Source organism: Kitasatospora setae KM-6054, from assembly GCF_000269985.1.
In the GTDB taxonomy this organism is placed as follows: Bacteria; Actinomycetota; Actinomycetes; order Streptomycetales; family Streptomycetaceae; genus Kitasatospora; species Kitasatospora setae.
The window spans coordinates 2,980,753-2,993,339 of sequence record NC_016109.1 but is presented as its reverse complement, the minus strand read 5'-3'; the positions used below and the strand labels follow the sequence as shown (position 1 = coordinate 2,993,339).

The window sequence follows — 12,587 nt, the reverse complement described above, 5'->3', positions numbered from 1 at the left end:
CGCTCGGGAGCCGCGCGGAAGACCGCCGGGGGCGGCGGAAAAACCGGTCGACACCCCCTTCCCGGCCCTGTAAGGATGACCGCGTGCGATGGAGGACAGGACGTCAGAAACCCACTGCCGGAAGGCGACCCCGCCAGGCCGCGCGGACGGTGGTGCTCTCCCCGGAGGGGGAGGTCTTCCTGTTCCGCTCGGACAACTCCGAGATCGGCGTCCACTGGAGCGCCCCGGGCGGTGGCCTGGAGCCCGGCGAGTCCCCGATCGAGGGGGCCCTCCGGGAACTGCACGAGGAAACCGGCTGGACCGACCTCCGACCGGGCCCCCTCCTCTGCACCTGGGAGCACGACTTCACCTGGCACGGCACCCCGGTCCGCCAGCACGAGCACATCTTCCTGACCCACGGCCCGCGCCGCGAACCGGGTGACGTGGCGGCGGTCCACCGGGTCGACGGCATCCTCGGATGGCGCTGGTGGACGTCGGCCGAACTCGCCGCGCCGGACGTCGCCCCGCTCTGGCCGCCGAACCTGGCCGACCTGCTCGCCGCCGTCCGCGCCGCGGCACCCGACCCGATCGAACCCGTCCAGCTCGGCTACGTACCCAACCGCGCGCCGTCCGAAGGGGCCTGAGCCGACAGCGGGAGGGTACGGCGGGGCCCGGCCGGAGCACCCGGCCGGGGCGGCTCAGCGGACCGGCCGCCGACCCCGCCGGCGGCCGCGGGCGGCCGGCACCTCGGCCTGCCAGTCACGCAGCCCGAGCTCCCGGTCGTGCACCGCCTCCGGGTTGATCACCACCGACAGCGCGGCGGACCGCAACTCCTCCGGGCTCAGCCCGGTCGAGCGCAGCAGCCGCTCGGTGGGGACCGACACGGCGATGGCCGCCCGCCAATCCGGCAGCACCACCTGGCAGGTGCCGGAACCGAAACGCAGCAACCGGGCCGACACCCGACGGTCCGGAGCCCGCCCGACGGGGCCGGCAGCCTCGGCCGACCCGGGCGACCCGGCGATCAGCACCCCCATCGGCACACCCACCAGCTCCACCGACACCCCCGCGACCCCGGCTGCGGCCTCCTGCTCCGCCGCCGCGCCGTACCCGCCCGACGCCGCCGGTGTCGCCCGGACCTGGCTCAGCCGCCGTGAGGGCGAGGGCCGCCGGGGCGGGCGCACCCGGCCCACCACCTCGCCGACCCCCCAGGCCCCCGCCGACCACTCGACCACCCCGGGAGCACCCGCGTCCGCAGCCACCCCGTCCGCAGCCCGCCCGTTCCCCACCGGTCCGTTCACCACCGGTCCGTCCACCGGTCCGTCCATCGGCCCGTTCTCCGCCGCGCTCCCCGCCACCGCGGGCCCGGGCGACGGCCGGCCGCGCCCGGCGCCATCGCCCGCCGAACCGGCTTGCGCCGGACGGCGGGGGGCGTCCGCGTACGGCCGGTCCGACGCGTTCTGGTCGAGCGAGGTCATGGCTGTGCCCTCCGAATTCCGAGCTCGCCCGATCCTGCACCACCGATGCGGGCCCGGCCAAGGGACGTGTGTGGACATCCGATGGTTCCTGCCGCCGGTTCCCGCCGTGCGACAAACCCGTTGCGGGTTCCGGGAACGGCGATAGGGTCGGCGGCATGTCCCCTTCGTCATGCCTGCGCTGGTGGCCGTCCTCCTAGGACGGCCGTTCCCCACGCATGACTCCAGGGCCGTCCGCGAGGACGGCCCCGGCGCGACCACTTCGGACGGAGCAGGGCGGATCCCGGCGGGCGGCCACCAGCCGCGAACCCAGGAGCACCCTCCCGTCATGAACGCCACCACCAGCCCCGCTGCCGCCCTCCCCGCCCTTCCCGCCGACCCCGACGCCACCGCGAACCCGCTGGTCGCGACGACCGCCACCGGACACCGCCGCATCCTGACCGGCGACCGCCCGACCGGTCCGCTGCACCTCGGCCACTACTTCGGGACGCTCCGCAGCCGCGTCGAACTCCAGGCGCAGGGCATCGAGTTGATGATCGTGATCCCCGACTACCAGGCGCTCACCGACCGGGACCGCGCCGACCGCCCGGACGAGCACGCGGAGAACCTGGTCCTCGACTACCTCGCCGCCGGCGTCGACCCCGGGCGCGCCACGGTCTTCACCCACAGCGCCGTCCCCGCGCTCAACCAGCTGATGCTGCCCTTCCTCAGCCTGGTCAGCGTCGCCGAACTCTCCCGCAACCCCACCGTCAAGGACGAGATCGCGCACTCCCGGCAGGCCGCCGTCAGCGGGCTGATGTTCACCTACCCCGTCCACCAGGCCGCCGACATCCTGTTCTGCAAGGCCGACCTCGTCCCGGTCGGCCAGGACCAGCTGCCGCACCTGGAGATCACCCGCACCATCGCCCGCCGCTTCAACGACCGCTACGCCGCCCTCTTCCCCGAACCGCAGGCCCTGCTCTCCCGCGCCCCGCTGCTGCTCGGCACCGACGGGGGCAAGATGAGCAAGAGCCGGGGCAACGCCATCACCCTCGGCGCGAGCGAGGACGAGACCGCCAAGCTGCTCCGCGGCGCCGTCACCGACCCCGAGCGCCACATCCGCTACGACCCCGAGCACCGCCCCGGCGTCTCCAACCTCCTGCTGCTCACCGCGCTCTGCCAGGACCGCGACCCGCACGCCGTCGCCGAGGAGATCGGCAGCGGCGGGGCCGCCCTCCTCAAGCGCACCGCCACCGAGGCGGTCAACGAGTACTTCCGCCCGCTGCGCGCCCGCCGCGCCGAACTCGCCGCCGACCGCACCGTCCTGCGCGAGGTCCTGCACGCCGGCAACGCCCGCGCCAACGACACCGCCGACCGCACCCTGGCCGAAGTCCGCACCGCGATGGGCACCTTCACCTGCACCCGCTGACCACGCACCGGCCGTCCCGGGCCGTCACCGGCCGTCCCGGACCGTCTCGGGCCGTCTCGGGGAAAGGTGAGCAGGAGAGAGGGGCGGGGAATGCCGACGGCCGGACCGGGTGGGCCGTTCCCGGACGGGGGATACCGTCGGTAGGCGGAACGACGGCCGGCCGCCCACCGAGCCCGGCAGCACCCGCCCGCCCCCGCCCTCCCGCGCACGCTCCCCGAAGGAGTACCGGATGCCCCTGCGCCCGCTCCGCCCCGGCGACCGGGTCGCCCTCGTCGCCCCCAGCGGCGCGATCGACCCCCACCGACTCGACCTCGGCATCGACGTCCTCCGCTCCTGGGGCCTGGAGGCGGTCGTCCTCCCCCATCTCCACGACACCCACCCCACGCTGGCGCACCTGGCCGGCACCGACGCCCACCGCGCCGCCGACCTGCAGGCCGCCTGGCTCGACCCCGGCATCGCCGCCGTCCTCTGCGTCCGCGGCGGCTTCGGCGCCCACCGGATGGTCGACCTCCTCGACTGGGACGCGATGCGCGCCGTCCCGCCCAAACCGCTGGTCGGGTTCAGCGACGTCACCGTCCTGCACGAAGCCGTCGCCCGGGAGCTCGGCGTCCCCACCCTCTACGGCCCGATGCCGGGCACCACCGTCTTCAGCACCGACGCCGCCACTGCCGAACACCTGCGCCGCACCCTCTTCGAGCCCGCCGGCACCACCGTCCTGACCGGACCCGACGCCACCGCCCTCGTCCCCGGCCGGGCTCGCGGCGTCCTGATGGGCGGCTGCGCCTCCCTGCTGGCCGCCGACCGCGGCGTCCCCGGCGCCCGTCCGTCCTTCGCCGGCGGGCTGCTCGTCCTGGAGGACGTCAACGAGCAGCCGTACCAGCTCGACCGGATCCTCACCCAGCTGCGCCGCAGCGGAGCACTGGAAGGTGTGGCGGGCGTGGCCCTCGGCTCCTGGGACGGCTGCGGGCCGACCGACGGCGTGCGCGCCGTGATGCTCGACCACCTCGGCGGGCTCGGCGTCCCCGTCCTGTGGGAACTCGGCTTCGGCCACTGCCCGTCCTCGATCACCGTCCCGCTCGGCGTCCCCGCCACGCTCGACGCCGACGCCGGCACACTCACCCTCGACGCACCTGTTCTCAGCACCCCTACCGGCGCGTAGGGTGCGAGCCATGCACGACGAAGGCACCCGCACCACCGCCCCCGCCCCCGAGCAGCCCGCCGACGCGGAGCAGGCAGTGACCCGGGCCCTCGCCCTGCTCCGCGGCCCCGGCAGCGGCACCGGACGAACCCTCCTCGGCCTGGCCGGACCGCCCGCCGCCGGAAAGTCCACCCTCGCGCGCCTCCTGATCGACGAGGTCAACCGCCGGGAGGGCCCCGACACCGCCGCCTACCTCCCGCTCGACGGCTTCCACCTCTCCAACGCCCAGCTCGACCGCCTCGGCCTGCGCCCCCGCAAGGGCGCCCCCGAGACCTTCGACGCCCGCGGTTACCTCGCCCTCCTCCAGCGCGTCGCCACCGACCGCTTCCACGACGTCTACGCCCCCGACTTCGACCGCCACCTCGACGAACCGGTCGCCGCCCGCCACCTCGTCCGCCCCCACACCCGCCTCGTCATCACCGAGGGCAACTACCTCGCCGCCCCCACCACCCCGTGGACGGAGGCCCGCAGCCTGCTGCGCGAGCTCTGGTACGTCGACGCGGACGAGACCACCCGCGACGCCCGCCTGCTCGCCCGCCACACCGCCGGCGGCCAGGACGAGACGACCGCCCGCCGGCGCATCGACAGCAACGACCTGCCCAACGCGGCCTACGTGGCGAGCACCCGCGCGACGTGCGACTGGGTGGTCCGTACGGGCGAGTTTGCATCCGTCGTCCGATCGGCGTAGTGTCGACTAGTCGCTCGACAGGGAGCACCGGACACGCGGTCTGCGTGGACGGTCCCGGGGCGGCCAATCCCTGAGAAACCAGTTCGATGATCCGTGGCGGGTCGGCGTGTCTTTCGCGTCCCCGTTCGTATTTCGGCGTGCTCGTTTTCGGAGATTGCGGCCGATTCGCTTTTCGGAGCGGGGATCGGCTAGAGTTTGAAACGTCGGACGGGCCGTCAGGTCGCGGAAGACGAAAGCGGATCGGATCGAATGAAACTCCGGAAAACGGAGCGGAAAACATCTGCTAAGCTGGAAACACGGAAGAACGAAGCGCCCGGAGATGCGGTCGGAAGGCCGGTCGAAGGAAGCGTCCGTTCCTTGAGAACTCAACAGCGTGCCAAAAGTCAACGCCAGATATGTTGACATCCCCGGCCGACCGACGTGTTCGGTTGGTTGGAGATTTCTTTATGAAGTAACACTAGCGAGGACGCAGTGCGCGGGACCGCCTTATTCCGGCTGGTCGCCGTGCCGCTCTTTGTGAAGACATTCACGGAGAGTTTGATCCTGGCTCAGGACGAACGCTGGCGGCGTGCTTAACACATGCAAGTCGAACGGTGAAGCCCTTCGGGGTGGATCAGTGGCGAACGGGTGAGTAACACGTGGGGAATCTGCCCTGAACTCTGGGACAAGCCTTGGAAACGAGGTCTAATACCGGATACGACCGCTTCCCGCATGGGGGGTGGTGGAAAGCTCCGGCGGTTCAGGATGATCCCGCGGCCTATCAGCTTGTTGGTGGGGTAACGGCCCACCAAGGCGACGACGGGTAGCCGGCCTGAGAGGGCGACCGGCCACACTGGGACTGAGACACGGCCCAGACTCCTACGGGAGGCAGCAGTGGGGAATATTGCACAATGGGCGAAAGCCTGATGCAGCGACGCCGCGTGAGGGATGACGGCCTTCGGGTTGTAAACCTCTTTCAGCAGGGAAGAAGCGCAAGTGACGGTACCTGCAGAAGAAGCACCGGCTAACTACGTGCCAGCAGCCGCGGTAATACGTAGGGTGCGAGCGTTGTCCGGAATTATTGGGCGTAAAGAGCTCGTAGGCGGCCTGTCGCGTCGGATGTGAAAGCCCGGGGCTTAACCCCGGGTCTGCATTCGATACGGGCAGGCTAGAGTGTGGTAGGGGAGATCGGAATTCCTGGTGTAGCGGTGAAATGCGCAGATATCAGGAGGAACACCGGTGGCGAAGGCGGATCTCTGGGCCATTACTGACGCTGAGGAGCGAAAGCGTGGGGAGCGAACAGGATTAGATACCCTGGTAGTCCACGCCGTAAACGTTGGGAACTAGGTGTTGGCGACATTCCACGTCGTCGGTGCCGCAGCTAACGCATTAAGTTCCCCGCCTGGGGAGTACGGCCGCAAGGCTAAAACTCAAAGGAATTGACGGGGGCCCGCACAAGCAGCGGAGCATGTGGCTTAATTCGACGCAACGCGAAGAACCTTACCAAGGCTTGACATACACCGGAAACTGGTAGAGATATCAGCCCCCTTGTGGTCGGTGTACAGGTGGTGCATGGTTGTCGTCAGCTCGTGTCGTGAGATGTTGGGTTAAGTCCCGCAACGAGCGCAACCCTTGTTCTGTGTTGCCAGCATGCCTTTCGGGGTGATGGGGACTCACAGGAGACTGCCGGGGTCAACTCGGAGGAAGGTGGGGACGACGTCAAATCATCATGCCCCTTATGTCTTGGGCTGCACACGTGCTACAATGGCCGGTACAAAGGGCTGCGATGCCGCGAGGCGGAGCGAATCCCAAAAAGCCGGTCTCAGTTCGGATTGGGGTCTGCAACTCGACCCCATGAAGTTGGAGTTGCTAGTAATCGCAGATCAGCATGCTGCGGTGAATACGTTCCCGGGCCTTGTACACACCGCCCGTCACGTCACGAAAGTCGGTAACACCCGAAGCCGGTGGCCTAACCCGTGAGGGGAGGAGCCGTCGAAGGTGGGACCAGCGATTGGGACGAAGTCGTAACAAGGTAGCCGTACCGGAAGGTGCGGCTGGATCACCTCCTTTCTAAGGAGCACACGGCAGCTTCGGGCGAATGTCCCGGAGTGCTAGCTCATGGGTGGAACGTTGACTATTCGGCACACACGGTGATGGAGATCGCGAGTACTGCCCTTCCGGGGCGTGGAAAGCGGCGTTCCGGAGGCGGGTGTGTCGGGCACGTTGTTGGGTCCTGAGGGAACGGCCAGTGGTCGTTGTCTTCAGGTTGCCGGCCTCATGCGAGGCATGTCCGCGAGGGTGTGCTGGGTTTGGGTGTCTGGTCGTTGTTTGAGAACTGCACAGTGGACGCGAGCATCTGTGGCCAAGTTTTTAAGGGCGCACGGTGGATGCCTTGGCACCAGGAACCGATGAAGGACGTGGGAGGCCGCGATAGGCCCCGGGGAGCTGTCAACCGAGCTTTGATCCGGGGGTGTCCGAATGGGGAAACCCGGCAGTCGTCATGGGCTGTCACCCATACCTGAACACATAGGGTATGTGGAGGGAACGCGGGGAAGTGAAACATCTCAGTACCCGCAGGAAGAGAAAACAACCGTGATTCCGGGAGTAGTGGCGAGCGAAACCGGATGAGGCCAAACCTTGAGCGTGTGAGACCCGGCAGGGGTTGCGCTCAAGGGGTTGTGGGAAAGTTCTTCAGTCGTCTGCCGGCGGCTGGGCGAGTCAGAAACCGTATGGGTAGTCGAAGGACATGCGAAAGGTCCGGCGTAGAGGGTAAGACCCCCGTAGACGAAATCTGTACGGCTCGCTTGAGCTTCTCCCAAGTAGCACGGGGCCCGAGAAATCCCGTGTGAATCTGGCGGGACCACCCGCTAAGCCTAAATATTCCCTGGTGACCGATAGCGGATAGTACCGTGAGGGAATGGTGAAAAGTACCGCGGGAGCGGAGTGAAATAGTACCTGAAACCGTGTGCCTACAAGCCGTGGGGGCAGCCTTCGGGCTGTGACTGCGTGCCTTTTGAAGAATGAGCCTGCGAGTTTGCGGTGTGTAGCGAGGTTAACCCGTGTGGGGTAGCCGTAGCGAAAGCGAGTCCGAATAGGGCGTTCGAGTTGCATGCCCAAGACCCGAAGCGGAGTGATCTAGCCATGGGCAGGTTGAAGCGCGGGTAAGACCGTGTGGAGGACCGAACCCACCAGGGTTGAAAACCTGGGGGATGACCTGTGGTTAGGGGTGAAAGGCCAATCAAACTCCGTGATAGCTGGTTCTCCCCGAAATGCATTTAGGTGCAGCGTCGCGTGTTTCTTGCCGGAGGTAGAGCACTGGATAGGCGATGGGCCTCACCGGGTTACTGACCTTAGCCAAACTCCGAATGCCGGTAAGTGAGAGCGCGGCAGTGAGACTGTGGGGGATAAGCTCCATGGTCGAGAGGGAAACAGCCCAGAACACCGACTAAGGTCCCTAAGCGTGTGCTAAGTGGGAAAGGATGTGGAGTCGCAGAGACAACCAGGAGGTTGGCTTAGAAGCAGCCACCCTTGAAAGAGTGCGTAATAGCTCACTGGTCAAGTGATTCCGCGCCGACAATGTAGCGGGGCTCAAGCACACCACCGAAGTCGTGTCATTGCAGCAATACTCCCAACGGAGGCTGTGATGGGTAGGGGAGCGTCGTGTGCCGGGTGAAGCAGCCGAGGAATCGAGTTGTGGACGGTTCACGAGTGAGAATGCAGGCATGAGTAGCGATACAAGAGTGGGAAACTCTTGCGCCGATTGACCAAGGGTTCCTGGGTCAAGCTGATCTGCCCAGGGTAAGTCGGGACCTAAGGCGAGGCCGACAGGCGTAGTCGATGGACAACGGGTTGATATTCCCGTACCCGCTTTGAAGCGCCAACGTCGAACCAGGTGATGCTAAGGCCGTGAAGCCGGCCCGGAGTCTTCGGACGATGGGACGTGGTGGAGCCGCCGGTCCAAGCCTGTAGTAGGTGAGCGATGGGGTGACGCAGGAAGGTAGTCCAGCCCGGGCGGTGGTAGTCCCGGGGTAAGGGTGTAGGCCGAGCGGTAGGCAAATCCGCCGTTCATGAAGGCTGAGACCTGATGCCGAGCCGATTGTGGTGAAGTGGATGATCCTATGCTGTCGAGAAAAGCCTCTAGCGAGTTTCATGGCGGCCCGTACCCCAAACCGACTCAGGTGGTCAGGTAGAGAATACCGAGGCGTTCGGGTGAACTGTGGTTAAGGAACTCGGCAAAATGCCCCCGTAACTTCGGGAGAAGGGGGGCCATTGCTGGTGACGGGACTTGCTCCCTGAGCTGGTGGTGGCCGCAGAGACCAGCGAGAAGCGACTGTTTACTAAAAACACAGGTCCGTGCGAAGCCGTAAGGCGATGTATACGGACTGACGCCTGCCCGGTGCTGGAACGTTAAGGGGACCGGTTAGTCTAGTTTCGGCTAGGCGAAGCTGAGAACTTAAGCGCCAGTAAACGGCGGTGGTAACTATAACCATCCTAAGGTAGCGAAATTCCTTGTCGGGTAAGTTCCGACCTGCACGAATGGCGTAACGACTTCTCGACTGTCTCAACCACAGGCCCGGTGAAATTGCATTACGAGTAAAGATGCTCGTTTCGCGCAGCAGGACGGAAAGACCCCGGGACCTTTACTATAGCTTGATATTGGTGTTCGGTTCGGCTTGTGTAGGATAGGTGGGAGGCTTTGAAGCCGTGACGCCAGTCATGGTGGAGCCATCGTTGAAATACCACTCTGGTCGTGCTGGATGTCTAACCTGGGTCCGTGATCCGGATCAGGGACAGTGTCTGGTGGGTAGTTTAACTGGGGCGGTTGCCTCCTAAAGGGTAACGGAGGCGCCCAAAGGTTCCCTCAGCCTGGTTGGCAATCAGGTGTTGAGTGTAAGTGCACAAGGGAGCTTGACTGTGAGACTGACGGGTCGAGCAGGTACGAAAGTAGGGACTAGTGATCCGGCGGTGGCTTGTGGAAGCGCCGTCGCTCAACGGATAAAAGGTACCCCGGGGATAACAGGCTGATCTTCCCCAAGAGTCCATATCGACGGGATGGTTTGGCACCTCGATGTCGGCTCGTCGCATCCTGGGGCTGGAGTAGGTCCCAAGGGTTGGGCTGTTCGCCCATTAAAGCGGTACGCGAGCTGGGTTTAGAACGTCGTGAGACAGTTCGGTCCCTATCCGCTGTGCGCGTAGGAGTGTTGAGAAGGGCTGTCCCTAGTACGAGAGGACCGGGACGGACGAACCTCTGGTGTGCCAGTTGTCCTGCCAAGGGCATGGCTGGTTGGCTACGTTCGGGAGGGATAACCGCTGAAAGCATCTAAGCGGGAAGCCTGCTTCGAGATGAGCACTCCCACCTCCTTGAGAGGGTAAGGCTCCCAGTAGACGACTGGGTTGATAGGCCGGATATGGAAGCCCTGTGAGGGGTGGAGTTGACCGGTACTAATAGGCCGAGGGCTTGTCCTCAGTTGCTCGCGTCCACTGTGTTGTTCTGAAACAACGACCCCCACCGACACGGGTGGGTGGTGCACAGTTTCATAGTGTTTCGGTGGTCATAGCGTGAGGGAAACGCCCGGTTACATTCCGAACCCGGAAGCTAAGCCTCACAGCGCCGATGGTACTGCAGGGGGGACCCTGTGGGAGAGTAGGACGCCGCCGAACAATTCTTCTGAGAAAGCCCCCCGACGGGATGTCGGGGGGCTTTCTCGCGTTTCCGGGACGGAAGTCGGGAGGGGCCGGCGGGTGCCCGAAGGGGCAGAGGGTGGGCGGGAGGGTGTTATTCCTGGGGGTGCCGGGGCTGGGAGTATTGCCGGGCCGGACAGTGCACGGCACACTGTGGCGTCATGGTCGTGGAGCAGGACGAGGGGGCCGGTGTCGACGCCGGTCGGGGCGGCGACGACTTTCGGGCGTTCTACGAGGCGGCGTACGGGCAACTGGTGGCGCATCTGTACGCGCTGACGGGCGATCTGGGCGAGGCACAGGATGCTGCCCAGGAGGCGTTCGTGCGGGCGTGGAACCACTGGGGGCGGCTGGTGTCGCACGAGAACCCGGTGGCTTGGGTGCGGTTGACGGGGCAGCGGATCGCGATCAGCCGGTGGCGGCGGGCTCGGACGGCGTTGCAGAGCTGGATCCGGCACGGGGACGGGCAGTCGTCACCGGTTCCGGGGCCCGGGCCGGAGACGGTGGCGTTGGTGGAGGCGTTGCGGCGGTTGCCGGAGGCGCAGCGGTCGGCGTTGGTGTGGCACCACATGGGCGGGCGTTCGGTGGCGGAGATCGCCGCGGACGAGGGGGTGCCGGTGGGTACGGTGAAGGCGCGGCTGCACCGGGGGCGGCAGGCGCTGGCGGTGCTGTTGGGGGAAGAGCCGGCGGCGGTCGTCGAGGAACCGGTGGTCGCGCCGCTGCGGCCGGTTCGGGCGGTTGCCGCGGCTGAGGCACGTGGGGCGGCGGGGGGCGGCGGTGCCGGGGGCGGCGAGACTGAAGGGGGAGCGGCGGACGTGGAGTTGACGGGGGATCGGATGCGGGTCGCGGAGGGCTGCAGGTCGCATGTCTAGGCCAGGAGCCCCGGGGGGCGGGCTGCCGGAGGTGGACGCGGACGAGGCGGAGAACCGTCCGGCGATCGGTGCTGCCCGGTTGGAGGCGATGTTCGACGGGTTGCGGCGCGACGTGGTGTTGGGGGTGCCGGCGCCGGAGAGCGCCGAGGTGGTGCGGCGCGGGGTGCGGCGTCGGCAGCGGCGTCGGACCGGGGTGGTGGCCGGGGTGGGGGTGCTCGGGGTCGCGGTGCTGTGGACGGTGGCGACGGTGGTGCCGTTGCGGACCGGGCACCAGGGGGTGGCGGGGGTGCCGGTGGAACAGTCGGCGCTGCCGCGGCCGAAGCCGGTGGAGACGTTGGCCCTGCCGCCGGCGCCGTCGGTGCCGGCGCTGCCGTCGGGGAGCCCGGGTCCGGGCACGGTGGTTCGGGTGTCGGAGGCGCTGCCGTTGCACGCGGCGGACCTGGAGGTCCGGGCCCTGGCGCTGGGGGTGAACCGGCTGCCGAACGTGCTGGGCGGGTACGGTCCGTGGTCGGTCGTCGGGGCGTTCTCCGGTGAGAGCGGCAGCCCGAGTCCGGGCGCGAGCCCGAGCGCCTCCTCGGGGACGGCCGCGTCCCCGAGCACGAGTGCGACTACGAGCGCGAGCGCGAGTGCGGGCGGCAGCGCCCAGAGCGGTCAGGCGGTGCCGTCCGGGACGCGGGGGACGGTGTTCGCGGACGGCTGTGTGCCGCGCCTGGTGCTGATGGCGGGGGCGGGCGAGGTGTGGGGGGAGAGCTACACGGACGGCGGGGACGCGGCGCCGACGGCGGACCAGTACGTGCTGCGGTTCGGGTCGGAGGCGGACGCGGAGGTCGCGGGGGCCCGGCTGCTGCAGGGCGGGGAGTGCGTGGCGCCGGGGTCGGGCTGGACGGTGGAGGACCGGAACGTCGGCGTGGTGGCGCTCGGGATGCGGCAGCCGGTGGTGGCGGCGGAGGAGGTGGCGGTGCACGTCCGGGGTTCGCTGGTGGCGGTGCTGGTGGTGCGCCGGGGCGGGCGCGGGGTGGCGCCGGAGGCGGGGGCGTCGGAGCCGTTCCGGGCCGCGGCGGCGGAGTTCCTGACCCTGGGGCTGGCGTCCCCGTCGATGGTCCTGGCGTCCCCGCTGCCTTGAGCGCGGCCGCCGGGCGTGGTCGTGTCGGTTCGGGAGGGGCGTAGGAGGGACATAGGTGGGGCGGGGGAGGAGCGTGGGAGGGGCGCGGGGGAGGGTTTCGAAAAAACTTCGGAATCCCGTGCAACCTGCCCGGCTCGGGCCGCGTTGGAGTGTTGGGACTGTCGCTGTGTGGGCGGCGGTCAGGGGGGA

At 67.7% G+C, this 12,587-nt stretch carries 7 protein-coding genes and 3 rRNA genes; 9 read left to right on the top strand and 1 reads right to left on the bottom strand.

Annotated features, from left to right (window positions below; all coding sequences use genetic code 11):
* The first annotated feature begins 83 nt into the window (after positions 1–83).
* Complete coding sequence (locus KSE_RS44620; protein ID WP_014135802.1) at positions 84–623, top strand: NUDIX hydrolase; 540 nt, start codon at positions 84–86, stop codon at positions 621–623.
* A gap of 54 nt (positions 624–677) precedes the next feature.
* On the opposite strand, the gene KSE_RS13155 is transcribed toward KSE_RS44620, so the two are convergent.
* Entirely contained in the window at positions 678–1,304 is a 627-nt protein-coding gene (locus tag KSE_RS13155; RefSeq protein ID WP_148283094.1) for a hypothetical protein, read from the bottom strand.
* Positions 1,305–1,779: 475 nt separating this feature from the next.
* Between KSE_RS13155 and trpS the strand changes: the two genes are divergently transcribed.
* The 8 genes from trpS (at position 1,780) to KSE_RS42095 (ending at position 12,398) form a co-directional block, all read left to right on the top strand.
* A complete protein-coding gene (gene trpS, locus KSE_RS13150; RefSeq protein ID WP_014135800.1) occupies positions 1,780–2,859 on the top strand; it encodes a tryptophan--tRNA ligase in 1,080 nt (359 codons plus the stop codon).
* Between the two features lie 229 nt (positions 2,860–3,088).
* Positions 3,089–4,018, top strand: coding sequence for a S66 peptidase family protein (locus KSE_RS13145; RefSeq protein WP_014135799.1), 930 nt, complete (start codon positions 3,089–3,091; stop codon positions 4,016–4,018).
* Positions 4,019–4,028: 10 nt separating this feature from the next.
* On the top strand, positions 4,029–4,745 hold the full coding sequence (locus KSE_RS13140) for a nucleoside/nucleotide kinase family protein (protein ID WP_014135798.1): 717 nt from the start codon (positions 4,029–4,031) through the stop codon (positions 4,743–4,745).
* A gap of 525 nt (positions 4,746–5,270) precedes the next feature.
* A 16S ribosomal RNA gene (locus tag KSE_RS13135) occupies positions 5,271–6,794 on the top strand.
* A gap of 290 nt (positions 6,795–7,084) precedes the next feature.
* A 23S ribosomal RNA gene (locus KSE_RS13130) occupies positions 7,085–10,190 on the top strand.
* 78 nt (positions 10,191–10,268) lie between these two features.
* A 5S ribosomal RNA gene (gene rrf / locus KSE_RS13125) occupies positions 10,269–10,385 on the top strand.
* The 16S, 23S and 5S rRNA genes sit together here, the layout of an rRNA operon.
* A 182-nt stretch (positions 10,386–10,567) precedes the next feature.
* Entirely contained in the window at positions 10,568–11,275 is a 708-nt protein-coding gene (locus KSE_RS13120) for a SigE family RNA polymerase sigma factor (protein WP_014135797.1), read from the top strand.
* 31 nt (positions 11,276–11,306) lie between these two features.
* Positions 11,307–12,398: a hypothetical protein gene (locus KSE_RS42095; protein ID WP_014135796.1), complete on the top strand. Its 1,092-nt coding sequence runs from the start codon at positions 11,307–11,309 to the stop codon at positions 12,396–12,398.
* Positions 12,399–12,587: the final 189 nt, after the last annotated feature.

Bases quoted from the DNA above. Each gene is read 5' to 3' on its own strand.
- KSE_RS13155 (WP_148283094.1), bottom strand. From the start codon at position 1,304: ATGGACGGACCGGTGGACGGACCGGTGGTGAACGGACCGGTGGGGAAC.
- trpS (WP_014135800.1), top strand. From the start codon at position 1,780: ATGAACGCCACCACCAGCCCCGCTGCCGCCCTCCCCGCCCTTCCCGCC.
- KSE_RS13145 (WP_014135799.1), top strand. From the start codon at position 3,089: ATGCCCCTGCGCCCGCTCCGCCCCGGCGACCGGGTCGCCCTCGTCGCC.
- KSE_RS13140 (WP_014135798.1), top strand. From the start codon at position 4,029: ATGCACGACGAAGGCACCCGCACCACCGCCCCCGCCCCCGAGCAGCCC.
- KSE_RS13120 (WP_014135797.1), top strand. From the start codon at position 10,568: ATGGTCGTGGAGCAGGACGAGGGGGCCGGTGTCGACGCCGGTCGGGGC.